General features: G+C 43.6%; 22 protein-coding genes. 12 read left to right on the plus strand and 10 right to left on the minus strand.

Annotated features, from left to right (window positions below; genetic code table 11):
- Positions 1–161 precede the first annotated feature (161 nt).
- Positions 162–767 carry a DUF3318 domain-containing protein gene (locus ACFFRD_RS32630; RefSeq protein ID WP_392479963.1) on the plus strand — a complete coding sequence of 202 codons (606 nt, stop codon included), beginning with the start codon at positions 162–164 and terminating at the stop codon, positions 765–767.
- 538 nt (positions 768–1,305) lie between these two features.
- Here ACFFRD_RS32630 and ACFFRD_RS32635 read toward each other — a convergent pair.
- Positions 1,306–1,569, minus strand: a complete 264-nt coding sequence (locus ACFFRD_RS32635; protein WP_012410583.1) for a helix-turn-helix transcriptional regulator — start codon at positions 1,567–1,569, stop codon at positions 1,306–1,308.
- Between the two features lie 363 nt (positions 1,570–1,932).
- Between ACFFRD_RS32635 and ACFFRD_RS32640 the strand changes: the two genes are divergently transcribed.
- A complete protein-coding gene (locus ACFFRD_RS32640; RefSeq protein WP_392479965.1) occupies positions 1,933–2,910 on the plus strand; it encodes a carbohydrate kinase in 978 nt (325 codons plus the stop codon).
- A gap of 365 nt (positions 2,911–3,275) precedes the next feature.
- On the opposite strand, the gene ACFFRD_RS32645 is transcribed toward ACFFRD_RS32640, so the two are convergent.
- The 3 genes from ACFFRD_RS32645 to ACFFRD_RS32655 form a co-directional block, all read right to left on the minus strand.
- Entirely contained in the window at positions 3,276–4,088 is an 813-nt protein-coding gene (locus tag ACFFRD_RS32645; protein WP_392479967.1) for an alpha/beta hydrolase, read from the minus strand.
- 99 nt (positions 4,089–4,187) lie between these two features.
- Positions 4,188–4,931 carry an SDR family NAD(P)-dependent oxidoreductase gene (locus ACFFRD_RS32650; RefSeq protein WP_392479969.1) on the minus strand — a complete coding sequence of 248 codons (744 nt, stop codon included), beginning with the start codon at positions 4,929–4,931 and terminating at the stop codon, positions 4,188–4,190.
- Positions 4,932–4,989: 58 nt separating this feature from the next.
- A complete protein-coding gene (locus ACFFRD_RS32655; RefSeq protein ID WP_392479971.1) occupies positions 4,990–5,736 on the minus strand; it encodes an SDR family NAD(P)-dependent oxidoreductase in 747 nt (248 codons plus the stop codon).
- A 374-nt stretch (positions 5,737–6,110) separates the two neighbouring features.
- On the opposite strand from ACFFRD_RS32655, the gene ACFFRD_RS32660 reads away from it, so the two are divergent.
- Complete coding sequence (locus tag ACFFRD_RS32660) at positions 6,111–9,716, plus strand: NB-ARC domain-containing protein (RefSeq protein ID WP_392479973.1); 3,606 nt, start codon at positions 6,111–6,113, stop codon at positions 9,714–9,716.
- 265 nt (positions 9,717–9,981) lie between these two features.
- On the opposite strand, the gene ACFFRD_RS32665 is transcribed toward ACFFRD_RS32660, so the two are convergent.
- On the minus strand, positions 9,982–10,662 hold the full coding sequence (locus tag ACFFRD_RS32665) for a polysaccharide deacetylase family protein (RefSeq protein WP_392479975.1): 681 nt from the start codon (positions 10,660–10,662) through the stop codon (positions 9,982–9,984).
- Positions 10,663–10,935: 273 nt separating this feature from the next.
- Here ACFFRD_RS32665 and ACFFRD_RS32670 point away from each other — a divergent pair, with 273 nt between their 5' ends.
- The 3 genes from ACFFRD_RS32670 (at position 10,936) to ACFFRD_RS32680 (ending at position 14,055) form a co-directional block, all read left to right on the plus strand.
- Positions 10,936–11,766, plus strand: a complete 831-nt coding sequence (locus ACFFRD_RS32670) for an RnfABCDGE type electron transport complex subunit D (RefSeq protein WP_392479977.1) — start codon at positions 10,936–10,938, stop codon at positions 11,764–11,766.
- Positions 11,767–11,783: 17 nt separating this feature from the next.
- Positions 11,784–13,160 carry a DUF2330 domain-containing protein gene (locus ACFFRD_RS32675; RefSeq protein ID WP_392479978.1) on the plus strand — a complete coding sequence of 459 codons (1,377 nt, stop codon included), beginning with the start codon at positions 11,784–11,786 and terminating at the stop codon, positions 13,158–13,160.
- 244 nt (positions 13,161–13,404) lie between these two features.
- On the plus strand, positions 13,405–14,055 hold the full coding sequence (locus ACFFRD_RS32680) for a sigma-70 family RNA polymerase sigma factor (protein ID WP_392479979.1): 651 nt from the start codon (positions 13,405–13,407) through the stop codon (positions 14,053–14,055).
- Positions 14,056–14,198: 143 nt separating this feature from the next.
- Here the strand turns inward: ACFFRD_RS32680 and ACFFRD_RS32685 are convergent, their stop codons facing one another.
- Positions 14,199–15,137, minus strand: coding sequence for an alpha/beta fold hydrolase (locus ACFFRD_RS32685; protein ID WP_392479980.1), 939 nt, complete (start codon positions 15,135–15,137; stop codon positions 14,199–14,201).
- A gap of 322 nt (positions 15,138–15,459) precedes the next feature.
- Here ACFFRD_RS32685 and ACFFRD_RS32690 point away from each other — a divergent pair, with 322 nt between their 5' ends.
- The 5 genes from ACFFRD_RS32690 to ACFFRD_RS32710 all read left to right on the plus strand — a co-directional run bounded on the left by ACFFRD_RS32690 (position 15,460) and on the right by ACFFRD_RS32710 (position 21,271).
- Entirely contained in the window at positions 15,460–15,612 is a 153-nt protein-coding gene (locus ACFFRD_RS32690; RefSeq protein WP_012410576.1) for a lmo0937 family membrane protein, read from the plus strand.
- Positions 15,613–15,702: 90 nt separating this feature from the next.
- Positions 15,703–16,587, plus strand: coding sequence for a shikimate dehydrogenase (locus tag ACFFRD_RS32695; RefSeq protein WP_392479981.1), 885 nt, complete (start codon positions 15,703–15,705; stop codon positions 16,585–16,587).
- A 416-nt stretch (positions 16,588–17,003) separates the two neighbouring features.
- Entirely contained in the window at positions 17,004–17,192 is a 189-nt protein-coding gene (locus ACFFRD_RS32700) for a hypothetical protein (RefSeq protein ID WP_392479982.1), read from the plus strand.
- 213 nt (positions 17,193–17,405) lie between these two features.
- Positions 17,406–19,880: a filamentous hemagglutinin N-terminal domain-containing protein gene (locus ACFFRD_RS32705; protein WP_392479984.1), complete on the plus strand. Its 2,475-nt coding sequence runs from the start codon at positions 17,406–17,408 to the stop codon at positions 19,878–19,880.
- Between the two features lie 188 nt (positions 19,881–20,068).
- Entirely contained in the window at positions 20,069–21,271 is a 1,203-nt protein-coding gene (locus tag ACFFRD_RS32710) for an alpha/beta hydrolase (RefSeq protein ID WP_392479987.1), read from the plus strand.
- A gap of 148 nt (positions 21,272–21,419) precedes the next feature.
- Here the strand turns inward: ACFFRD_RS32710 and ACFFRD_RS32715 are convergent, their stop codons facing one another.
- Positions 21,420–22,031: a hypothetical protein gene (locus tag ACFFRD_RS32715; RefSeq protein WP_392479989.1), complete on the minus strand. Its 612-nt coding sequence runs from the start codon at positions 22,029–22,031 to the stop codon at positions 21,420–21,422.
- Positions 22,032–22,248: 217 nt separating this feature from the next.
- Here ACFFRD_RS32715 and ACFFRD_RS32720 point away from each other — a divergent pair, with 217 nt between their 5' ends.
- Positions 22,249–22,680 carry a hypothetical protein gene (locus ACFFRD_RS32720; RefSeq protein WP_012410571.1) on the plus strand — a complete coding sequence of 144 codons (432 nt, stop codon included), beginning with the start codon at positions 22,249–22,251 and terminating at the stop codon, positions 22,678–22,680.
- A gap of 337 nt (positions 22,681–23,017) precedes the next feature.
- On the opposite strand, the gene ACFFRD_RS32725 is transcribed toward ACFFRD_RS32720, so the two are convergent.
- The 3 genes from ACFFRD_RS32725 to upp form a co-directional block, all read right to left on the minus strand.
- Complete coding sequence (locus ACFFRD_RS32725) at positions 23,018–23,296, minus strand: YggT family protein (protein ID WP_012410570.1); 279 nt, start codon at positions 23,294–23,296, stop codon at positions 23,018–23,020.
- Positions 23,297–23,422: 126 nt separating this feature from the next.
- Entirely contained in the window at positions 23,423–23,776 is a 354-nt protein-coding gene (locus ACFFRD_RS32730) for a hypothetical protein (RefSeq protein WP_392479991.1), read from the minus strand.
- Positions 23,777–23,853: 77 nt separating this feature from the next.
- Positions 23,854–24,504, minus strand: coding sequence for a uracil phosphoribosyltransferase (gene upp, locus ACFFRD_RS32735; RefSeq protein ID WP_041566344.1), 651 nt, complete (start codon positions 24,502–24,504; stop codon positions 23,854–23,856).
- Between the last annotated feature and the right edge of the window lie 29 nt (positions 24,505–24,533).

Genomic DNA, 24,533 nt, shown 5'->3' on the forward strand with positions numbered 1-24,533 from the left:
CTTATGGCTTTGTCTAGACTATTTACAAATCGCCATTTACAGAGATTTTCACTAATAGAATAACTATTTAGAAAGATTGCGATAGCATCTCACAAATCAAAGGTTAACACAAATGGTAACTAAAATAATTACTATGCACATTATGGCTAATAATTAAATTTATGGAGCCAAATGTTGAAATTCGCCGTTTATTAGATGTAATGCCTGCTTCTGGCCGGATGACGACAAAAATCGTTAGTAAGCCAGAACAGGCAAAAGTGATTGATGCGTCCTTTCCTCAACCCTGGAATCAGACGCGACCAATATATATTAATTTCGATTTATGGCGTTGCCTAGCCAAGCCGCAACGAGATTTGCTACTGTTGCAGATGGTTAGTTGGTTGACGGGGGTGAAGTGGTTTAAACCCAACATTTATCAAGGTGTCGTGCTAGTGGGGATGTTAGGTGGCTTATTAGAAGCATCACAGTCAGATGTGGTGGGTGTAGCCATAGCCGGGGGATTAAGTGCGATCGCTGCTTTTCGGATTTGGCGCACTAATAAATCTCAAGAGTCAGAGTTAAATGCCGATGCAGCAGCAATTCGCATCGCACAACGGCGCGGTTATTTAGAAGCTGAAGCAGCGCAGCACCTATTATTAGCAATTGAAGCAGTAGCAAAAATTGAAGGGCGTTCTGGTTTAAATTTTACTGAGTTGATTCGTTGCCAAAACCTCAGAGCGATCGCAGGCTTATCACCAGTGGGTATGCCAGAAAGTTATGGTAAGTAGAATAAATGTCTCTGTTGTTTATTTGTAGCAACAAAGCTTGTCTACCTTGAGAACCGTAGTTTTGTAGCGACTGTCTTAAAAGTCAAGCGATCGTTAACAAAAAACTGGGACGGTGAACGTTGGCGCAACTGAGGAACACTGCGCTAGATTCGGGGGTGGCTGGTAGTAAGGATTTTAGCAGCCTGCACCAGGCACTCCGCTTCGCCGCCAAATCTTTTCTAGTTGCTGGATTTCGCCTGTGGGCAAAAAAGAGTATAAGAATGAGATCCCAATTGAGTGAGCGATCGCTAAAGAGGGAGACTAGTTAAATATATCTTTTAAAAAACTCTAGGTTTCAACATAGGTGAGTTTTAGTTTCCGAGTCCGAGGGTCAGCTGGCTCCACTAACATAAACTCCGGCTGAGTGAAGGACTCGGAACTTTTGGTAGAGCGTTTAACACTGAAAACTTAGGCGTGAGGAGGGAAACAATCAGTCAACCTCAAAATTGGCTTGCAATTCTACCAGACCATAGCAATTACGTTGCTACTAGTAAATTGTTTATTCGATCTGGTTAGGGAGAAGACAGCAATTGACATCATTTAAGCAGACTTTGCCCCACTGTAAGGCCCAGCGGACAAGAGCTACTCGATTTTCAGTCTCGGTCTTGGTCAGAATATTGCTGATATGGTTATCAACTGTACGCTTGCTAATCTCCAGTTTACCTGCAATCTCTTGGTTAGTTAAGCCAGCGGCCACTAGGTCGATAATTTGCAGTTCTCTGTCTGACAGACTAACGGGGGTCTCAGACTTGCCACCAGCCATGACTATTTCTATCCTCCTTTGGTATATCTACTTAATCACTCTTTCTAATTCTAGAAGATTCTTTTGTTGGTAGGGGTTTCAAGTATTAGCAGTAACACTATTGTCAATATTTTCTTTGGATTTTAAGTTGGCAAGAATATAAATCATGACAATATACAAGTATTATACAACACTTATTTTTGTCTGTATTTTAGTATAAATATTTAGATAATTTCGGTGGTAATTAGAAGCATATAGATGTTATGGAGTAGTAAAAAATGCTATTTAATTCTATGAAGAACTGGCGACAAATTAGCAACAATTGTTGTAGATTTTATACTGTAAATTCTTAATCCAAAATCGAAATCTCAAATCTAAAATGAAATGAGCAATTCCCGTGTTTTGTGCCTCGGTGAAATTTTGTTTGATTGTTTAGCCGATCAATTAGGGTTAAAGCTGGAAGAAGTTAAATCCTGGACTCCCTATCCAGGAGGGGCACCAGCTAACGTAGCCTGTGCTTTAGTCAAGCTGGGGACGACAGCAGGATTTATCGGAGCCGTTGGTGAAGATGAACCAGGAAATGCACTAGTCAAGCTATTACAAGATGTAGGTGTAGATACGACGGGAGTACAACGTCACCCCACAGCACCAACGCGGCAAGTTTATGTTACACGGGATCTGGCTGGCGATCGCACCTTCGCCGGATTTGGTCAGTATGACACCGCAGAATTTGCCGATACTCGCCTGCAAGCCAAACAATTGCCAGATGCGCTGTTTCAAGAGGCAGATTTTCTGGTTTTGGGTACTTTGGAATTAGCCTATCCTGAAAGTGAACAGGCAATTTACCGCGCCCTAGAGTTAGCAGAACATTACGATCTGAAGATTGTTCTAGACATCAATTGGCGGCCTGTATTTTGGGATGAGCCAAAAATCGCTCATCAAAAAATTCCAGAATTATTTAAGCGAGTAGATTTCCTCAAACTCTCCAAAGAAGAAGCTGAATGGCTATTTGAAACCGCAGATCCTGGAGCTATTACTTACCGCTTGGCTTCAATTGAAGGAGTTTTAGTAACAGATGGCGAAAACGGTTGCACCTACTGTCTGGGTGAGAATGAAGGCAAATTACCTTCCTTTTCCATCCCCGTAGTTGATACAACTGGTGCAGGAGATAGCTTTCTGGCAGGATTCATCCACCAGTTGAGTCATTACGGCATCCACAGCTTGCGGGATGCTGAAATTGCAAAACGCATCGTCACTTATGCCAGTGCTGTTGGGGCACTGACTACCATTAAACCAGGTGCGATCGCTTCTCAACCAACAGATGCTGAAGTTGAAGCTTTTCTAGCCTCACATCAACTCTAGGAACTAACATAAGCCACTGGGATATCAGCCACTAAAGGCTGATACCCCCGACTAGAAAATGGACGAATTAACAATAGATTGGTGGCTGCATCTGCATAGCACTATTCCCGGATTTCTCACGATACTGTAGGCAGAGGAGTATGGGGAGTGTGGGGAGTATGGGGAGTGTGGGGAGTGTGTGGGGTCAGATTTCTTCCCCATCCTCCCACACCTCCCACACCTCCCACACTCCTTAATTTCTCACTTGTGAGAAATCAAGGTATTGTGTTGCACGATGAGAGCAAATTATTAACTATAAAGTGATTTTTTATTGTTTGTGAGAAATTCGTGTTGGCTGGCGGAATTAAATAAATCCCGCCGTCCGCTCAGAGGTGCTTAGACTGTAACCAGTCCAGACTGTATTCGGCGAGTTCCCGCCAGCCACTGTCGATGGTGAGCGAGTGTCCGCGATTGGCGAACTCTTTAAATTCGGTTACGGCCTTCGACTTGCGACGATAAAATTTGAGCGTACTTTTGACCATGACTGTCGGGGCTGTGTTGTCCTTTGCGCCGGCGATCAGCAGCAATGGGCCACGGGTGGCGTTTGCCACATTTACCCTAGTAGCTGACTTTGGGTTGAGGGTTGCAGTAGCAGCCTGGAACAGCGGACGACCAGGGGCTGGCATCGCGTACTTTGCATATAATTCCCTGGCTTCCTGCTCCGAGACGGCGTTGGTGAAGCCGAAACGAAACTGCTGTTCAGTTAGTGACACAGCGTGCCAAAAATTGCAGGGATTGCTCAGAACTGGGAATGCAGACTTCAGCGCCGAGAGCGGCAGATCGGGTACGCCGCGAGGTGCAGCAGGGTCGATAGCGATCGCAGCAGTACCGAGATCCCGTGCGAGTAGATTCTGCACAAGCAATCCCCCGAAGGAATGGCCGATGAGAATGGGTTTGCGATCTAACGCCTCAATCTGTCCAGCAATGTAGTCAGCAATTTCGGTTACGCCATAGCCCGCGACGGCAGCAGCGTTTTTGCGAGTTGCCTCAGTGGTCTTAGAATCCCCTGGCCAGCTAACTGCGATCGCATCGTAGCCGTTCTCGCAAAAGAACTCGATCCAATTGTTCCAAGACTCTGCATGAAGCCAAAGTCCATGAACAAAGACGATCAAACTCCTAGTGGAATTGTTGGATAACATCTGTAAACTCCTTGCTGTGGGCAGTGTCGTCTTCATACATGATTGGATTGAAATGAAGTCCTTGCTAATCAAGTGACCTCAAAAGCAATCTGATCCAAATTAGCGAAGACCACCCGTGATATATAGCGCTTCGCCAGTCATCCATGCGGAATCAGAGGAGGCGAGAAAGACGGCAGCAGGTGCAATATCTTGCGGCTGTCCAATACGACCAAGTGGGGTCTGTGATTCCACACCTTGGCGATGTTCAAGAAATCCTGTTGTATGCGTACCTTCAGTTTCGACTAAACCGGGGTTAATCGAATTTACCCGGATATTGCGCTTTCCTAGTTCTTTTGCCAGAGTCCTTGTCACAGCATCGATAGCCGCTTTGGTGGCGTTATAAACAGTGCCATTCGCTGGTGAAAAAGTATCTACAAACGAGCTAATGTTGATGATGCTGCCACCTGTAGAGCCAAAGTGTTTAATTGCTTCTTGAGAAGTCAAGATCAGTCCAAGGACATTGAGATCGAACTGCTTGTGGAAATGTTCTTCAGTGATACTCTCAATGGGCGACAACTCATAGATCCCGGCGTTATTCACCAAAATATCAAGTGTGCCAAATATCTTTTTTACCTCTGCAAATAGATGCTGGATATCTGCCTTTTTTGAAACATCTGCCTGTACTGCAACGGCTTTTCCACCCGTGCTTTCAATTTCAGCAACAACGCGATCGGCTGCTTCTTTGCTGGAGGCGTAATTGACAACAACTGCTGCACCTTCAACTGCCAAATGTTTGGCAATGGCAGCACCGATTCCTTTGGATGCACCTGTAACAACTGCGATTTTTCCTTCAAGTTTTTTCATAATTATCAGTACTGTGGTTTTGTTTAATATTTGTGCTGGTCATCGACGAATAATTGAATCAACGCAGACCACCTGTGATGTATAGGGTTTCGCCAGTCATCCATGCGGAATCAGAGGAGGCAAGAAAGACAGCAGCAGGTGCAATATCCTGCGGTTGTCCAATACGACCAAGCGGAGTCTGTGATTCGATAACTTTGCGAAATTCCAGAAATCCCATCGTTTCATGTGTTCCTTCCGTTTCGATTAAACCAGGGTTTAGCGAATTCACACGGATATTGCGCTTTCCCAGTTCTTTCGCCAGAGTCCTCGTCACGGCATCGACAGCCGCTTTGGTGGCGTTATAGACCGTGCCGTTCGCTGGTGAAAAAGTACTTACAACTGAACTAATGTTGATGATGCTGCCACCTGCCGAGCCAAAGTGCTTAATTGCTTCTTGAGAAGTCAGTATCAGTCCCAGAACATTGAGATCGAACTGCTTGTGGAAGTGTTCTTCAGTGATACTTTCAATGGGCAAGTTCTCGTAAATACCAGCGTTATTCACCAAAATATCAAGTGTGCCAAATATCTTTTTTACCTCTGCAAATAGATGTTCGATATCTGCCTTTTTTGCAACATTTGCCTGTACTGCAACGGCTTTTCCACCCGTGCTAGCAATCTCGGCGACAACGCGATCGGCTGCTTGTTTGCTGGAGGCATAATTGACAACAACGGTTGCACCTTCATCTGCCAGATGTTTGGCAATAGAAGCACCGATTCCTTTGGATGCGCCCGTAACAACTGCGATTTTTCCTTCAAGTTTTTTCATGATTGTTGAGATTGGAAGCTTTAAGTCTGGGTTGGTGATGTTGGTTATGTTTATTTTTCAGCTTGCACTCAATTAAGAACACTCAAGTTATTTGAGTTAAGGTGCAAGTTACAGCAGATTTCAAAAAGCTTTGTTTATTAGCTAAGTATTGAGGCATAGCCAGTTGTATTAGTGGATGGAAGTTCTACTCATTTCATAACGAGCGAACAGACACCAAGCATGATATTCTTCAGTAGGGATGGAAAAAACTTGCTCCCTTTGCACTAACTAAACTTTTCGTCAGCGCCAAGTGCAGGCTGCCTCAACATAAAGCATCCCCCAAAAAAAGACTTGCTCTGCCCTCTATAACTGCCTATTTGCCTGTGGACTCCAATGTGACAAAATTTAGGCGCGGTAGCTCCCCTTATGGGCGGGTGAGAGGAGTGATTTTATCGCCTCTGGGGTGGCAGCGATTTCAAGCAGCAAAGGAGCAGGCAGAAGCTAAAGAAACTTGGGGCAAGCACCTTACACAGGAAGAACTTAGCGATCGCACTGGACTTTCACTCAATACCCTCGCCCGGATTTTCAAGCGCGAATTAGGGGTAGATCGCCAGTCGTTAGAATATCTCTTTCGGGCATTTGGGCTGGAATTAACCAAGACAGATTTTACATCCCCCATTGCACCATTAGAAGCAGCATTATCAATGCAACGAGCAAATCCCCAACAAGATTGGGACAATGCTGGGGATGTATCGGTGTTTTATGGTCGTGAAACAGAACTGGCGCAACTATGGCAGTGGATAATTTCTGAGCAATGCCGTGTTGTTGGCTTACTGGGGATCGGTGGCATTGGCAAAAGTACGATCGCCATCAAGGCGGCGCTGCAAATGCAGGCAGAATTTGAAATGGTGGTTTGGCGAAGTCTCTGCAATGCGCCACCGTTGGATGAACTTTTAACCAGCATACTGAAATTTTTCATGCCGATTCAGGGGGAAGATCCTGTTATTCCCACCACGCTGAATGAAAAATTCTCTAAATTGATGCAGTATTTGCGATCGCATCGTTGTCTATTGATTCTGGATAATGCCGAAATTCTTCTGCACAGCGAACAAGTGGGACAGTGGCGACTCGGCTATGAAGATTACGGACAATTGCTGAGAACAATTGGAGAAACTCCCCACAAAAGTTGTTTGTTGCTGACAAGTCGAGAAAAGCCACGGGAAATTGCCCTGATGTCAGATGAAGATGGCGTGGTGCGATCGCTACTTTTGAGTGGACTCACACCCGACGATGGACGTGCCATCTTCCGAAAAAAAGGAGCGTTTACGGGTTCAGAAGCAGAGTGGAATACCTTAATTAATCATTATGGTGGCAACCCCCTCGCACTAAAGCTAGTGGCAGCCGCCACCCTAGATTTATTTAACGGCAGCATTGCAGAAGTTTTAACTTATCTCGATCGGGGAATTCTTATATTTGAAGACATCCGCGATCTGCTCGGTCGTCAGTTCGATCGCTTACCGAATAACGAACAGAGAGCGATGTTCTGGCAAGCGATTCATCGTGAGCCAGTCTCGATTGCAGAAATCCGCGAAAATGTTGTCGATCTTGTCTGTCAGCAGAGTGTACCCAATTTAATTAACTCACTGCTGAGGCGATCGTTACTCGAAAAAACGGATAAGTTATTTTTCTTGCAACCAGTTGTGATGGAATTTGTCACTGAACGATTCATTGAGCAGGTTTGTAGAGAATTTGAGACTTCTCAAATTGACTTTCTGCGAACTCATGCCTTGATTCGAGTCCAGGCAAAAGATTATGTGCGAGAAACGCAATTGCGGCTAATTGTGCAACCTGTAATTGAACGACTCCTATCTCGTTTTGGGAGTGTGACAGCAATTGAGACGAGAGCAAGGCAACTATTGAAGCAGCACCAAAAATCAGGATATGTTGCAGGCAACCTGATCAATCTTCTAGTCCAGCTGCAAGTGGATTTGCGTGGTTCTAACTTTTCTGAGTTAGTGGTGCAGCAAGCCGACTTGCGGCAGGTGAATTTGGCAGGGGTCAATTTTCAAAATGCCGATTTAAGCAAGTCCATCTTTTCAGAGACATTAGGGATTGCAGTCTCCATCGACATCAGCCCAGACGGTCAAATCGTCGCAGTCGGCGATTCAAACGGTTTGGTGTATCTTTGGCATATTACTACGACTCAACTATTAGCTACCTTTGAAGGACACACCGGCTGGGTGTGGTCGATTGCTTTTAGTCCCGATGGCAAAACTTTAGCTAGCTGTAGTAGTGATGCTTCGGTGCGGTTGTGGGATGTCCAAAGCAGTCAGTGTTTGCGAATCTTTACGGGACATATCGGGTGTGTCTGGTCAGTGAGCTTTAGTCCCAACGGTCAACGATTAGCCAGTGGCGGCGACGATCAAACGGTGCGAGTGTGGAATTTACAGGGGCAATGTCTTCATATTTTACAGGGACACACAAAAAATGTTTACTCGGTTCACTTCTCTCCTGACAATCAAACCTTAGCCAGTGGTAGTAAAGATACCTCCATTCGGCTTTGGGATGTCGTGAATGGCAACTGCCTGGGGGTATTAGAGGGGCATACCGATGGAGTTCGTTGTGTGCGGTATAGCCCTGATGGTCAATTGCTTGCTAGTGGAAGTCACGATCGCTCTATTCGCCTCTGGAGTGGGCAGCTTCACAAAGGCGATCGTCAATCAAAGCCTCATGTCAAGGTATTGCATGGACACACCAATTGGGTTTGGAGCATTGCGTTTAGCCCAAATGGTGATATTTTGGCGAGTGGAAGTGACGATGGTACTCTCCGCTTTTGGAATCTCCAAGATGAACAATGTATCAACGTTGTTAGCGGTGATACCAACGAAGTTTTTGCAATTGCCATCAGTAGCGACGGTCAACTATTGGCAAGTGCAACTCAAGACCAAACGGTGCGGGTTTGGAATCTACAAAGCGGGCAAAGCCTGAAAACGTTGCGCGGATACAATAGTGGTATTCGCTCCCTGAGCCTCAGCCCCAACGGTCAAATGTTCGCCAGTGGCAGTCAGGATGAAGCGATCCACCTGTGGCATTTGCAGGTTGATGACAATTTATCACCACGTCCCTACAAAACCTTCTACGGAGCTACCAATTGGGCTTCATCTGTAAGCTTTAGCCCCGATGGTCAAACTTTGGTGACCAATGGACAGAATCGCTTATCGATTTCAGTGTGGGATCTGCAAACAGGACATCTCAATCAATGGTCATCAGGTCATACTGAACCTGTGAAGGCAGTTCTCTTCAATCCAAAGGGGCAAACCCTGGCAAGCAGTAGTTACGATCGCACCGTGCGACTGTGGGATGTGCAGACTCATCAGTGTTTGTGGGTGCTGCGTGGTCATGAAAGCGGCGTTTGGCCCATCGCCTTCGATCCTAGCGGTCAACGGCTGGCAAGTGGCAGTTTTGACCACACCATTCGTCTTTGGGATTTGCAAACCGGGGAATGTGTGCGGATATTACAGGGTCACGCTGGCGGACTTTACGCAGTGGCATTCGATCCTAGCGGTCAACGGCTGGCAAGTGGCAGTTTTGACCACACCATTCGTCTTTGGGATTTGCAAACCGGAGAATGTCTGCGGGTATTGCAGGGGCATACAGGTGGTGTTTGGACTCTTGCCATCAGCCCAGATGGTCAAACTTTGGCAAGTGGCAGTAACGATCAGACTATTCGACTATGGAATCTACAAACAGGGCAATGTCTTCAGGTCTTGCAAGAGCATACACGTTGGATTGCTTCGGTGGTATTTAGCTTTGATGGTCAAATTTTATTGAGTGGCAGTCACGATCGCACAATTAAGCTGTGGGATGTGACAACAGGACGTTGCATCAAAACGTTGATGGCCGATCGTCTTTATGAAGGCATGAATATCAAAGGAGCAACGGGATTAACTGAAGCTCAAAAATTTACCCTGAAAGCGTTAGGGGCAATTGAGTATCATTAAGGCGAAAAGGAACCGTATTGACACTTACCCTAATACTTTTCGGATAAACCCAATAATTTCTCTTTTGGTCTGGGGAAAGGTTAAAGGGTTTTGGGGGAAAGGTAAATTCAAAACCCGAAAGTATAACAGTCAAGTCGCTTCGCTCCAATTAAAAATTAAAAATGTAAAATTAAAAATTGCAATCAGTGGCGGACTATACCCAAAATTAATTAAAAATTATTCTTCTTCACTAATTTTTAACTTTTAATTTTTAATTAAAAAATGGTCAATGGTTAGCTTTAGCTTGCTGCCACAGAGTATCAACAGTTACAAACTCATAACCTTGTTGTAGCAGTTGCGGAATGAGAATTTGGATTATGGCAGCAACATCTTGTCCACCGCAAGCACCATCATGCAAGACAATCAGCGAACCATTTTTGACCTGCTGCATAATTCGCTCTACCACAGTGGTAATACCTGGTCGTACCCAATCTTCTGGTACAACGCTCCACATAACTGAGCGGTAATTCCACTGAGAAAACAATTTTAAAGTAGCAGGTGTAAATAAACCATTGGGGGGACGGACATCCCGTACTTGTTCAGGTTGTAGATTGCAGGCATTGTAGATGGCAACTTGGGTTTTTTCTAAACTGTCCTTCAATTCATTGAGGGAAAGCATGGGAAAAGAGCGATGATCGTAGCCATGCAATCCGATCCAGTGGCCGCGATCGCTAACAGCTTTGGCGATCGCTGGTGAACGGTTGACGCAAACACCCAACCAAAAAAAACTGGCTGTAATGTTGTAGCGATCTAATACTGCCAAGACTTCGGGTGTGTATTGCGGATGGGGCCCATCATCGAATGTGAGTGCGATCGCTTTAGTATGGGGATTTCCACCCCAAAGGCAATTGGGAAAACTCGGTTGGAGAATGCGATAGAAAACTGGGAATAGAGGAGCTAGCTGCATTTGCGTTTCTCTGCTGCTGACAACTTTTTGTAGGTATTGCTTGCGAAACTACGATAGGCGATCGCACCGCATACATACAATGTCTCAATATTCTAGCCAAATTATCAGAACACAAAACTTCGTGCTTAGAACTCGAAACCCTAAGCAATATCAAGCGATGGGCATGAACTTGCTAGTCGCTTTGTAACAAAATCTGTAACAGCATTACTATTTGAGCTAGCACTCGTCTAGATTGATGAGAAATCTACGCGTAATCCCGGAATCAAAGGATTAATGTTGCTCAAAGATATACGAGATTATCAAATTCTATTTCTCGGCTTGTTCCTAGTATTGGGAATCGGTACAAGAGATTGGACGCTGCGACCAGAGTTAATTGGGGTAGCGATCGCCACAAGTCTAGCAACTCAATGGATATTGTCATTAGTTACTGGCAAAGAACAAATGGCAAATCTTCGCAGTGCTTTAATTACCTCTCTAGGACTAGGACTGCTATTGCGGGCTGATTGCTGGACGACAATGGCAATCGCCGCAGCAATTGCGATCGCAAGCAAATTTATCTTCCAAGTCGGCGATAAGCATTTCTTTAATCCCACCAATTTTGGCATCATATCTGCCTTGATTTTGACCCCCGATGCTTGGGTTTCGCCAGGACAATGGGGTGAAGAATGGTGGTATGGGCTATTATTTGCCGGCACTGGCGGCATGATTTTGCAGCGCGTTGGTCGCTGGGACACCACAGCAGCTTTTTTAGGTTCCTACGCCTTGCTAGAGGCGATTCGCAATCTCTGGCTGGGTTGGACTTGGGATGTTTACTGGCATCGATTGATGAGTGGGTCTTTGCTGCTGTTTGCCCTATTTATGATTACAGATCCGCGATCGATCCCCAATTCCCGAATTGGACGGGTAGTTTGGGCAATTTGCATCGCCGGATTAACTTTTATCCTGCGGAATTATTTCTTTATTTCCACAGCAGTTTTCTGGGCGCTCTTTGCCCTTGCGCCATTGACCATCCTGTTAGATGTTTTGTGGTTAGCCCCAAGGTTTTCTTGGCAAGAAAGAGAAACAGATGTAGAGACATTGCAATGTAACGTCTCTCAACATTAAAAATGCAGAGGTATAAAATGAAGTTTTTTCGACTTTTAACGCCATTATTGTTGGCAATCGTAGCTGTTTTCTGCTTTGCACCAGCAGCTTGGGCATTTTGTGGATTTTATGTAGCTAAAGCTGATACAAAACTGTATAACAAAGCTTCTCAGGTGGTGATAGCGCGAGATGGCGATCGCACCGTCCTAACAATGGCAAACGATTTTCAAGGCGAAGTTAAAGATTTTGCGATGGTAGTACCAGTGCCAACAGTGGTACAAAAAGAGCAAGTTCGCGTCACTGAACCCAAGATTATCGAACGCTTAGATGCTTTTAGTGCCCCGCGATTGGTAGAATATTTTGATCCAGATCCTTGTGCCCCAGTTTACCTCCAAGAGTTATCAGCAGCACCAGCGCCAGCAGCAAGCAATGAGTCAGCGCGTAAGAGAAGCAGTGATGCTAGTTTGGGTGTAACAGTCGAAGCACGTTTCAATGTCGGCGAATACGACATCGTGATTCTTAGTGCTAAAGAATCTGGCGGACTAGAAACTTGGCTCCAACGCAATGGCTACAAAATTCCTAGAGGTGCGAAACAGTTACTAAAACCCTATATCCGCTCCTCAATGAAATTCTTTGTTGCCAAAGTCAACTTAAATAAATTCGAGAAATCTGGCTATCAGTTCCTTCGTCCGCTACAAATTTCCTACCAGTCACCCAAGTTCATGCTGCCAATTCGTTTAGGCATGATCAATGCCACGACAGAGCAGGATTTGATTGTCTATATCCTCTCACCTCAAGGACAGGCAGAAATAACTAACTACCGGACGGTGAAAATCCCCTCCGACACAAACGTTCCCTTGTTTGTCAAAGATGAATTTGGTGATTTCTACAAATCAATGTTTCAAACTGCCTACACCAAAGAAGACAAGAAAGTAGGTTTTTTAGAATACGCTTGGAATATGGGTAGTTGCGATCCCTGTTCTGCCGAGCCTCTAACCCCAGATGAGCTTAAGCAAGCAGGCGTATTTTGGCTAGATAATAATTCTCCAAGTGATGTGCCAGTATCCCCACGCTTTCGTCGTCCCTTTCCAAACAGTAACGTCTTCATCTCCCGGTTGCATGTCCGCTACACCCGCGACAAATTCCCTGAAGACTTGATATTCCAACAAACTGCTAACAGTGAATTTTTCCAAGGGCGTTATGTTTTACAACATCCGTTCCAAGGAGAACTCAAATGTCAGGCGGGTAGAGAATATAAGCGGTCTTTGCCCAAGCGTTTTGAACAAGAGGCGCAAACTCTGGCTAAACTCACAAATTGGAAGATCCAAGACATTCGCAACAAGATGAAACTGAGTGTTGGTAATCTGACATATTCTTGGTGGGAAAATTTATTTTCTTGGCTGGGATTATATTGAAGGGAATGGGGAATGGGGAGTTCAGTGGAAAGATGATTACTTCGACCTCTGAACTAGGAACTTCAACCTCTGAACTGGGAACTTCGACCTCTGAACACAGAATGTAAAGCATGAACCTTAAAACTTACTGTTCCCAATGCCCAATACCCAATACCCAATACCCAATATCTTGATGAAAGGTAATTTTTTGTGGCGTTGTTATACGCAATACTAAGATATTCTTGCTTTCTGCCTCAAGATTGTCATGGTTCAATTCGATGAACAGCTACGCCGCTTAGTTACCGAAGCCTGTGGACACCCACTTGGAAGTCCTCAGCGTCAGAAGCTGCTCACGCAAATTATTCGCTTGACAGCAAATAGACTCTGGAGGGAAGGTACTCCCTACTATCAAGATGCACTACAACAAACTTGGTTGTATTTCTGCCGCAATGTTTGTGATGGCTTGACTGGTCAAATCTATGACCCCAACTATGGGAGTATCATTACCTGGCTAAATGCTTACCTAAAACGTAGACTACAAGACTTTTACATTAACCAGAACCGGGAACAAGCCACCACAGTGCCTCTTCGGGTTCGTCAGTCTACATCGGGTGGAACAAGCGAAACAATTGATCCTGTAGATAATCTCCCCGCTAGCCCCCAAGCACCTCCCATTTTGGAAGACTTGGAAACATGGGCTCAGACCGATTCTGATGGAGAACTGCGCCGTACTTGTATTAAAGGACGACCAGATGTGAATTGTCAGGTGTTAATTCTTAAACGCCTGCCTCCTGAAGTTAGCTGGAAAGAATTATCTGAGGAGTTTAGCTTGTCAATTCCAACGTTAAGCAGTTTTTATCAGCGCCAGTGTATACCACGTTTGCGTAAATTCGCTGAATCGGAGGGATTGTTTTAAACAAGGAAGAAGGAGAGCCAGTTCGTTGCAAACTTTTCCAAAGATAAAAAGACCTCTCCCTGGTTTGACTAACCAAAATCTATCTTTCTCCAAGTCGGAGAGGGACAGACTTTAATCAAGTTCAAGACAGTGAGAGGTTAGTATTAATTGTTGATAGATAAAACCCAATCGCCTAAAAGTTGATTTACTCTATCGGGTACTTCATCATGAGGACAATGACCGGCTGTTAAAAAGTGTTCCCTGAGTTCAGGATAATATTGACGAAATTTTTGAGAACGTTCTCTAGCATTCATCCAAGGGTCAGCTTCTCCCCACAACATTAATAGAGGACAAGTTAATTGCTTTAGTAGCACATCAACTTTTTCTCCTTGAGGAGTGCTAAAGACTGAAACAAACACATCCAACGCACCAGGATCGTAAGCAGGGCGAGAAATTTCTTCTATTAATTGGTCTGTAATGGCACTCTTGTCAAGATAAACTTTTTCTAGAGTTTGGCGAATTACCCAACGTTGTCGCACGTACTGAAATAACAAAAATTGGGCTAAAGGTTGTTGAAAAATCCACTTAGTGCTGTCACCAAGAAGTTTTTGCAAATTAGCCGATTGTTTGGGAGGCTGAATTTCTGATTGTAAAGCTTCAGGCTCAGATGTAGGCTGCCTTTCGCTAAAAGGCCCGGCGCTATTGAGCAAAACTAAACCAGCAGCACTGTCAGGACGCTGTGCTGCAACACACAAGCCAGCGTAACCACCAAGGGAATTACCCGCTAATACTGCTTTTTGACCAATTACTTCACTGATAAAATCATGGAGTTGGTCGCGCCACAAGTCGCCACTGTACTGCAATTTTGGTTTTGCCGATCGCCCAAATCCTAAAAGATCGATCGCAAATACTTCAAAATCTTGACACAATCCGGTGATATTCTTGCGCCAGTGGTCTGTGGAAGCACCAAATCCATGTACCAAAAGCAACGGCGGACGTTGCCCTTGCTTCTCTCCCGCACGCACATAGTAAACGTTGTGCCCGCGCCACTGCCAATATTTACCAGGAATTGGGGTTGTAGAGGGGGCTGTAGTTGCCTGCATGATTCAAAGAATTGTTAAGTAGCTTTAATAATTGTAGTGTAGAGCAGAGGGTTAGCTTTTGGCTTTTGACCCTTGACCTAAAAAGAAGGATACAAGCCCCTAAAATTATTTATGGGGATTGTAATTTTGAATTTTGAAAGTGCCGCTCCTGTATGGCATAAGTATATAAATCTAGCTATTCAAAAATAATAAATGCTTTCAAATTACTTCTTAAGAAGGATGATTTAAATTTCCGAATCTATCTTCAGGCAAATAGGATAAAACTCAAGTTAGACGATAAAATATTTGAACAAATAAAAATCACCTTACTAAAAGTAAATATATGTTAGGTATACTTTGGGGTATTGTTGTTGTACTGGTTGCTTTTTGGGCATTAGGATTAGTACTTCATATTGCTGGAAATTTAATTCATGCAGTATTACTTATAGCTATTGCACTTGCCATTTACAATTTTTTCAAAGCCCGTGATGTGTGAGAATTGGGTAAATATGTAGTGATAATAAAGACTGGAATCCTTGCGTTATAAGAATTGAGCAGGGAAAAATCACTACTGATTTATTGACAAATGGCAAATGACAAATTGATTACGGGTAAAACCAAACTGCTAGGGGTAATTGGACATCCGGTAGAACATTCGCTGTCGCCAGCAATGCATAATGCTGCGATTGCTAATTTAGGATTAGATTATGTTTATCTTCCCTTTCCCATAGCACCAGAGAATTTAGAAGTAGCGATCGCAGGCTTTGCCGCTATTGGTGTTGTCGGCTTTAGTGTTACAATCCCCCACAAACAGGCAATCATGCCCCTGCTCTCAGAAATTACCCCTCTTGCTCAAATGATAGGGGCTGTGAATACAGTTAGTCGCCAAAATAACCAATGGGTGGGGACAAACACAGATATAGAAGGATTTATCGCCCCTTTGCAGACAACCTATAAGCAAGATTGGAGTCAGAAGGTAGCGGTAATTTTAGGCAATGGTGGCGCAGCCAGGGCAGTTGTAGCAGGTTGTCACCAACTAGGTTTTGCCAAAATTCACGTTGTTGGGCGGAATGTGCAGAGATTACAAGAATTCCGCGATAGTTGGAGCAATTCACCTATAAGTGAAAATTTGCAAGTTCACCAATGGGAAGAACTTTCAAAGCTAATTCCCCAAGCTAATCTGCTGGTAAACACAACCCCCATAGGGATGTATCCCAAGGTTGATGAGTCGCCTTTGAGTGGAAAAGAAATAGCGAATTTACCAACAGGTGCGATCGCTTACGATTTAATATATATCCCTAAACCGACGCAATTTCTAAAGCAAGCTGAAAAACAAGGTGCAATTGCGATCGATGGCTTAGAAATGCTAGTTCAACAAGGGGTAGCAGCATTAAAAATTTGGTTGCAGCAGGAAAATATACCTGTAGAAGTGATGCGCCAAGCTTTGCAACAGCATTTAGGTTTAAGTTGATAGAACAGGACTTACGCAAAAAATAGCCCAAACCCTAATTTCCAGGTAGGGGCAATTCATGTAGACGCAAAGCGGCTTTCCGCAGGGTATTGCCCCTACCACGTGTAGTTTTGCGTAATATCAGGTTCGGTTAAATACTTATAACATCTGTAGGTTGGGGAGCCACTGCGTTGGGCGGGTTTCCCGACTTGAAGCAAGTGGCGTTTGAGGAACGAAACCCAACGCTTGATCCTTCTTCCTGTTGGGTTTCACTGCCGTTCAACCCAACCTACATTGAGAAGTTTTATTATAAGTAATCACCCGAACTTGATATAAGTCCTATAGAAAAATAATTCTCCTCAGCTAAATTGCCTTTAGTAATAGCTTTTTGAAATGCGTAATTACTTGTCAAGTACGGCTGCTCTGATATTCGCAATTTGAACGCATATCGTCAAAATAGCCCAGTTATAGCCAAAATACTAGAAACTCAAAAATCTTTTGTGCAAGCAACTTTTTGGCGGTGTAACGACCAAGTAAAAATTGAATTAGTTGCAGTTGAAGAAGAATTCAGAAGTCAGAATTCAGGAGTCAGAATAAATCAGTCGGGGATTCAGACCCGCGACTGATTAAAGACCACCAAATCTACGATTTGGTGGGGGTCTTAAACCCGGCTATTCATCCGCCACTCGCACAGAATTCATTCTGAATTCTGACTCCTGACTCCTGAATTCTGTTCGATAAATATATTGCGCCAACGCAACAATTATTAACTTGTGCTGCGGTTACTAAAAGCTAATTTTGAGGAATCCTAAGTACAAGTCTAAATGGAGATCGTGTAAATGAAAGCAACTTCTTTATACTTGGGTTTGATCGGTGGAATCTTGACAGGTGCGATGATTTTCCCTGCAAATGCACAGGTTACACCAGATGGCACAACTCATACCATCGTCAACTCAAGTGGTAATAATTTTAATATTCTCAATGGTATTGAAAAAGGTAATAATTTATTTCATAGTTTTAGTAACTTTTCTGTGCCTACAGGTGGTTCAGCGACATTCGATTTAATTAATACACCAAATATTACAACTATATTTAGTCGAGTAACTGGTAGAAATGTTTCTAATATTGATGGCTTGATTCAGACTCTTAACGGTAATCATCCTGCCAGTTTATTTTTAATGAATCCTAACGGGATTATTTTTGGTCAAAATGCCAGCTTAAATATTGGCGGTTCTTTTATAGGAACGACTGCTGAAAGTATTAATTTTGCCGATGGGTTTAAATTTAGTGTTGCCGACACTACAACACCCCCTTTATTGACAATAAGTATACCTATCGGTTTACAGCTTGGAAAAAATTCTGGCAGTATTAATATTCAAGGACAAGGACACAATTATCTACATCAAGGCAATTTCATTGAACCAATTAACCGCGAGCCACAATTAGGAGGTTTAAGCGTGCTTCCGGGGAAAACATTAGCCCTGATTGGTAATGAGATTCGCTTAGATGGTGGTATTTTAGTTGCCCAAAACGGACAAATTAAGCTAGGAAGTGTTAATGGAGGAACTGTTAACCTTGATACCAATTCTGCCAATTGGAAACTGGATTATGCTCCGGTACAAAATTTTTCTGATATCCATCTGACTGGTGCAGCCCTAATCGATGCAAGTGGAAATCCTGGGGGTTCGATTCATCTTCAAGCAAAAGCTATTCAAATCCAAGATAGTTCTGCTGTGTTCATTCAACATCAAGGAATGCAAAATGCTGGTCGGATTGAGATTAATACAGACTTCTTAGAATTAAGTGGAGCATTGCCAAACAAAGACCAAAGTTTGATTTTGTCCGAGAATCTAAGTAGTCAGCAGGGAGCTAATATTGATATTTCAGCCAGACAGGTATTAGCAAGAGATGGTGGTTTAATTAGCTCTACAACTTATCAAAATGGAGGTGTAGGTGGAAGCATTTCCATTAATGCAGCAGAATCAATTCAGTTTTCTAGATTTTCTCCTTTCGATGCTTCTCGTACAAGTGGTATTTTAGCTCCATCATACAAAGGTGGGGGACGAGGTGGGAATATTTTGCTCACTACTCAAGATGTTTTAGTGAAAGATGGCGCAGTAATATTAGCAGGTGTTTTTGGCGGCAATGGTGGCGGCAATATCAACATTAATTCAGGTAATATTTCTCTGATTGGCGAGAATTCTGGTACTTCTGGAGCCTCAGCCTTAGCCGCAACCAGTTTTTTTGGTGGAGATGCTGGTGCGATCGCCATTAATACAAATCAACTTTTACTAAAGGCTGGTGGGGTAATTTCTGCTAGCACTTCTGGATCTGGTGATGCTGGAAGTTTAACCATTAATGCTGGCAAATCTGTTGAAATAGACGGTTCTGGTTCAATTCTTTCCCAGCCTAGTCGTATCACTGCATCAGGTCAACAATTACCACCAGTATTTCGACGGATATTTGGATTGACAGCACTACCTAGCGGGGATGGGGGAAACTTGTCGATTAAGTCTCCCAATATTAAAGTTAGCAATCAAGGTTATATTGCGGCTGAAAACGTTGGCAGCGGCGATGCTGGATACTTACAGATTCAAGCTAATTCGCTCACTTTAGAGCGAAAAGGTCAGATTATAACATCCACAAAAGTCGGACAAGGTGGTAGCTTAGAACTTTCTATTAAAGACTTGCTACTGATGAGAAATAATAGTCTTATTAGTGCTAAAGCAGAGGGACAAGGAAATGGAGGTAATATCATCATTAACTCTCCCGTTATTGTCGGACTAGAAAACAGCGACATCATCGCCAATGCAGTAATTGGAAGTGGCGGTAATATCAAAATCACCACGCAAGGTATATTTGGCTTAGAGTTTCGCAATCAACTCACCCCAGAAAACGACATCACAGCGAGTTCTCAATTTGGCATTAGCGGTACAGTACAAGTTAATAATATTGGTGTTGACCCTAATTCCGGCTTAATCGAATTACCTGCAAATGTAACCGAGCCATCCCAAAAAATTGCCACAGGTTGTGCAGATACAAGTGGTAGTAGTTTTATTGCTACGGGAAGAGGTGGAATACCCCAAAATCCCAGTCAGGAAGTGAGCAGCGATCGCACTTGGTCTGATATCCGCAATTTATCAGCATTCCATAAAACACAAGCTTTACAAACACAAATACCTGTATCACCAGAAATCCTTGTCCAAGCTACTTCTTGGCATCGCAATGCTCAAGGAAAAATCGAGTTAGTAGCAGCAAAATCTCCTACTAATATGCGATCGCCTTTAACCTGTACTGCAACTGTAAGTAATTAGTTACTCCAGGAACTTTACAATCAAGTAAATCACACAACACCTTGAAAGGGCTAGTCCTAGTAGCTTGTTTTAGCCCACGGAGGTGGGCTTTGTTTGTGTAGCCGTGTTCGCGTAGCGTGCCGGAGGCTCTATTCTATTCCATTCGCCGAGGCTATTTCTTTACAGCCATTATTACCACTCTTTCATTTATGTTTCCCAAACCAAAAATACTTTTCTCATGGCTTGTATTCTTACTAAGTTTTACAAGTCTGTTTCTCAGTTCTTGGATTCTTCTTCCGGCTCCAAATATGTCTTTACTCACGCTAGCGGTGGGAGCGCCAGAAGTCAGTCCTTGGTTATTGTTATTAAATTTATTCTCTTTATTGCTTTCTTTTTTCTACATCCGTCGCTATAAAATACGGCGTTTAGCTTCTATTTTCAGTTCAATAGGATTGCTACTTTGTGCATGGGTGCTGGCGAATATCCCACTAACTCAAATGCAGATGGATAAAGCAATGAAACAAGGATTGGGAACGCACTATCTAGAGCAAATTCCAGTCCAAGTAAGGGCTAAAATGCAAACCCATCCCTTTGATTTAGTGAATTCTTTTCGCGGTATTGCATTAGGTAAAATCCGTTATCAAAAAGATATTCTTTTTGCTTCTCCTGCGGGAGTGCCTTTAAAAATGGAAGTTTACCAACCTCCAGAGGCAGGGAAATATCCAGCAGTGATAGTAATTTATGGTGGAGCTTGGCAATATGGCAACCCTCATGCCAATTCTGAGTTTAATCAATATATCGCTCATCAGGGATATACAGTATTTGCGATCGACTATCGACACGCACCTAAATATCAGTTTCCAGCTCAGTTAGATGACGTGCGTACAGCCTTAAATTTTATTCGCAAAAATGCAGCAACTTATGAAGCCGATCCAGAACGTATGGTACTTATAGGACGTTCTGCGGGAGCGCACCTAGCAATGCTAGCGGCTTATCAACCAGATGCACCACCCATTCGGGCTGTAATTAACTATTACGGGCCTGTTAACTTGCCTGAAGGATACAAAACGCCACCAGTTCCCGATCCCATCAACACCCGCGCTGTTTTAAAAGCATTTCTCGGTGGTTCATTAGAAGAATTGCCTAATCAGTATAAAATTGCTTCACCAATAAATTACTTGACGCACCCTTTACCACCAACTTTATTAATTTACGGCAGTCGTGACCATTTGGTGGAAGCGCGATTTGGCAGACAGATGTACGAAAGTTTACATAAGTCTGGTAATACTGCGGTTTTTCTACAAATTCCTTGGGCAGAACACGCTTTTGATGCAGTTTTCAACGGTGTGAGCAATCAATTAGCGTTGTATCACACTGAGAGGTTTTTAGCTTGGGCGTTGTTCAAGCAATGATTTCATTAACATACAGCAGTATTTAGAGTATAAAGCCTCATTAACGGAGTTCAAAGCCTCATTAATGTAGTTCAAAGACTCATTAATGGAGTTCAAAGCCTCATTCCCGACTATCAAAGACTCAATGAGGTTTACTCAGCACTCAGCACTATTTCTGCGGCCAACGCCAGTTATAGCGATTCCATTCGTAGATTCCTTGAATTTCATACTCAGCGCCGTTGAAGAAGCGGACGACGCTGTTAGTAGAGGAATCATCACCGTTGCTAATTTCCTCGACCTTAATCACCATACAAGGAAACCATTCGCGCTTACAAGGCCCATCTTTTTGCACCCATTCCCATAGTGCATTGGAAACTTCAATGCGATCGCCTACTCTTAACTTTAGTGCATCCTCAAAATAAGAATATTTATCAAAATGGCATGACTCAACACGATTCAGCCACTGCAAACCATAGCGTTCCCGGATAAATTGTACTGTTCCAGAGTCATTTTCTAGCAGCCAGTCATTAAGTAATTGCACTTTCCAAGTGCGGTTGCGCTGTTCTTCATCTTTAACAAACTGTAAAAATGCTTCTAACTCCTCTGGCGTAAGTTCGTCTAAAGGATTAGCAATATCTGATGCCCTAGAGATAGAATTTCCCTGAATTTGCTCGACCACTTGCAGTAAAATCTGTTTCTGCGTGTCAGTGAGAGGACAGCTTGCTGCATCACAATCATTAAAGGCTGCGAGCATAGATGCTTCAATCTCATCTGGTGTCATAAGTTAATCGCAATTGAGGGTTTATTTCCCTAATTATTACTTTTTCTAGAGTGTGTAGGGGAGTTTTGATAACTCCTATGCGGATATCACAAGAATCCTACCTCTGATAACAGTGAGTACAAAAGGTTAAATTAAAGTCTTCAATCCCGTTGTAGTTAAATTCAGGTAAGCTGAGGTTATAAGTTACATATTTTTGGATTAAGTAACGGGGTCTTGTATGCGGTTGCGGTCACTCACGGTCGTTTTTATTTCCTGTCTCATCGCCTTGCTATCGTGGGTAATTACTCCCCCTGCTATAGCGTTGACACAGATTAAATTATTTGATGTTTCTTATAAAGATTGTCCGCCAGAACTGGCACAAGGGGCTGTTATCAGTAGTGGTAGTGCGGCTGCCAATTGTTTTATTGTCATTGGCAAAGCAGAAAATGGCACTAATAAAACAGTCTACGACGCAGATATTTTTGGACGCATCTATGATGCCAACAATGACTCAGTGATGCAAAATCGCACTCGATTAGGTTCTATTACTGAAGTGCCGCCAGGGATTAGCGATTTTCAACTGAGAATTACTGTACCGGCAAATCAACCGACTCCGTTGAAGCTGAAGCAGTTTAAGGCTGCTGGATTTAGTGGTCAAGTGCGTAGGTAAAAGCAAGCTGTCGCGCATTTAATTTGCATACAGCGCTTCCGGCTATTATGCAATACAGTTTTTCTCCTTGCCCTCTCCTATCAAAGCTTTCAGATTTGGGAATGTACCTCATAGCTGCCGTAAGTGCTGTAACTAATGCCCACCTCACAAGAAATTTATTTTTGGCGAATACAAATTAAAAGATTTTTAGCTTACCAATTTTAGATTTGAGATTTAGGAGTCGGTGCGTTATTCCGCACAAGAAGAGGTTTTCCAGTCAGTATTTTAGACGCAATAAAAATTGTAGAGACGCAAATTTTAATTTGCGTCTCTACAAAAGTTTTTATTGGGGTAGCAATCAAAATCCTTGCGCGAATGGCAAACGAGCTAAGGTTCTCAGAAGATCGCCAGCTAAGTTGAGTGCTAAGAAAGCTAAGATCGGAGAAAAATCCATGCCGCCCAATGGGGGAATAATTGAGCGGAATAGATTCAAATAAGGATCGCTAATCTGGGCTAAAGCGGCAAATGGCTGGTTATACCAGTTGATTGTCGGGAACCAGGTCAACAAAACCCGGATAATTAGCAAATAGCTATAAAAGGTGACAAAGGTAACTAGTGTCGTAATCAGTAAACTCATAGATGGCTTGGTTTCCTACTAAGTGTCAAACGCGGTCTTGTCTTTCTAATTTTAATTTAGTCTATGTCATGGAGTTTGCAGATGTGCTACTCCACACCAGACATTTTCACCACGCCGGAACTAATTTCAGGAGTCTTTAGTGAGGGTGCGATCCTTGTTGGCTTGGGGTGAATCGCCATTTACATTTCCTAGCTGCTTTCGCACATCATCAATTGTGGCATTTAGCTGGGCAATTTTATCTTCTAGCGATCGCCTAGCTGTTTCTATACCGATGCTCTCACTCTCTGAGGCTTTCATCTGACGGCGCTTTGCTGCTATTTTCTTCGCTTCGACTTGGCTATCTGTCAGTTCTACCTCGTCGTCTGCTACCAATTCTGGATTGCGTCGAGAAGCAATCAGTGCGCCGATAACACCGCCAAATACGCCACCGACAAAGGCCCCTGCTAAAAAACCACTGCTAAAACCATCTCGTTGACTCATATCTTTACCGCCTTCAACAAACCTTGCAACTTTTACAGTAGTTATGCTATCTTTATCTGCCCTAGCTGCATACTAGCTTAAGTCCCAAATGTGCGATCGCCTGCATCTCCTAATCCCGGTACAATAAACCCCTTACTGTTCAGTTTTTCGTCAATAGTAGCGGTGTAAACAATTAAACCTGGATAAGCTTCACTCAGTTTTTGCAAAGCTGGTGGAGCCGCCACTACGCAAACAATCCGAGTCAGGGAAGGATCGGCACCCCGTTGTGTTAATTCTGCCATTGTAGCCATGATCGACCCTCCTGTAGCCAACATGGGATCGGTAATTAACACTCGTGTTTGGGGGTCAAATTTTTCTGGCAACTTGTTCAGATAACAATGAGGTTGCAGTGTTTCTTCATCTCGCGCCAAGCCAAGATGGTAAACCGATGCTAAAGGTAATAAAGTCTGCGCTCCTTCGAGTAATCCTAGTCCAGCTCGCAGAATGGGTACTACTGCTACTGGTATTTGCGGATCGATCACAGTCGCTGGACAGGTATCCAAAGGAGTCTGCACTGCTGTTTCTTGGGTCGGCAACCAGTCTCGCGCAGCTTCATAAGTCAGCCATCTTCCCAACTCAGTCATAGCGCTGCGAAATAATACTGAAGGCGTGCCTGCATCACGGGCGACTGCCAGCCAGTGTTTGATCAGGGGATGGGGTGGAACATAAACGCGCAATTGTAGCGTCATAGCCAGAAATAGGCGACTTTTTATTGTAC

Source organism: Nostoc sp. C110, assembly GCF_043099725.1.
Taxonomy (GTDB): Bacteria; Cyanobacteriota; Cyanobacteriia; order Cyanobacteriales; family Nostocaceae; genus Nostoc; species Nostoc muscorum_A.

Coding starts and splice junctions, on each gene's coding strand:
- ACFFRD_RS32670 (WP_392479977.1), top strand. CDS start 10,936: ATGTTGCTCAAAGATATACGAGATTATCAAATTCTATTTCTCGGCTTG.
- ACFFRD_RS32705 (WP_392479984.1), top strand. CDS start 17,406: ATGAAAGCAACTTCTTTATACTTGGGTTTGATCGGTGGAATCTTGACA.
- ACFFRD_RS32690 (WP_012410576.1), top strand. CDS start 15,460: ATGTTAGGTATACTTTGGGGTATTGTTGTTGTACTGGTTGCTTTTTGG.
- ACFFRD_RS32635 (WP_012410583.1), bottom strand. CDS start 1,569: ATGGCTGGTGGCAAGTCTGAGACCCCCGTTAGTCTGTCAGACAGAGAA.
- ACFFRD_RS32650 (WP_392479969.1), bottom strand. CDS start 4,931: ATGAAAAAACTTGAAGGAAAAATCGCAGTTGTTACAGGTGCATCCAAA.
- ACFFRD_RS32720 (WP_012410571.1), top strand. CDS start 22,249: ATGCGGTTGCGGTCACTCACGGTCGTTTTTATTTCCTGTCTCATCGCC.
- ACFFRD_RS32665 (WP_392479975.1), bottom strand. CDS start 10,662: ATGCAGCTAGCTCCTCTATTCCCAGTTTTCTATCGCATTCTCCAACCG.
- ACFFRD_RS32645 (WP_392479967.1), bottom strand. CDS start 4,088: ATGTTATCCAACAATTCCACTAGGAGTTTGATCGTCTTTGTTCATGGA.
- upp (WP_041566344.1), bottom strand. CDS start 24,504: ATGACGCTACAATTGCGCGTTTATGTTCCACCCCATCCCCTGATCAAA.
- ACFFRD_RS32715 (WP_392479989.1), bottom strand. CDS start 22,031: ATGACACCAGATGAGATTGAAGCATCTATGCTCGCAGCCTTTAATGAT.
- ACFFRD_RS32675 (WP_392479978.1), top strand. CDS start 11,784: ATGAAGTTTTTTCGACTTTTAACGCCATTATTGTTGGCAATCGTAGCT.
- ACFFRD_RS32630 (WP_392479963.1), top strand. CDS start 162: ATGGAGCCAAATGTTGAAATTCGCCGTTTATTAGATGTAATGCCTGCT.
- ACFFRD_RS32710 (WP_392479987.1), top strand. CDS start 20,069: ATGTTTCCCAAACCAAAAATACTTTTCTCATGGCTTGTATTCTTACTA.
- ACFFRD_RS32640 (WP_392479965.1), top strand. CDS start 1,933: ATGAGCAATTCCCGTGTTTTGTGCCTCGGTGAAATTTTGTTTGATTGT.
- ACFFRD_RS32655 (WP_392479971.1), bottom strand. CDS start 5,736: ATGAAAAAACTTGAAGGAAAAATCGCAGTTGTTACGGGCGCATCCAAA.
- ACFFRD_RS32680 (WP_392479979.1), top strand. CDS start 13,405: ATGGTTCAATTCGATGAACAGCTACGCCGCTTAGTTACCGAAGCCTGT.
- ACFFRD_RS32695 (WP_392479981.1), top strand. CDS start 15,703: ATGGCAAATGACAAATTGATTACGGGTAAAACCAAACTGCTAGGGGTA.
- ACFFRD_RS32685 (WP_392479980.1), bottom strand. CDS start 15,137: ATGCAGGCAACTACAGCCCCCTCTACAACCCCAATTCCTGGTAAATAT.
- ACFFRD_RS32725 (WP_012410570.1), bottom strand. CDS start 23,296: ATGAGTTTACTGATTACGACACTAGTTACCTTTGTCACCTTTTATAGC.
- ACFFRD_RS32730 (WP_392479991.1), bottom strand. CDS start 23,776: ATGAGTCAACGAGATGGTTTTAGCAGTGGTTTTTTAGCAGGGGCCTTT.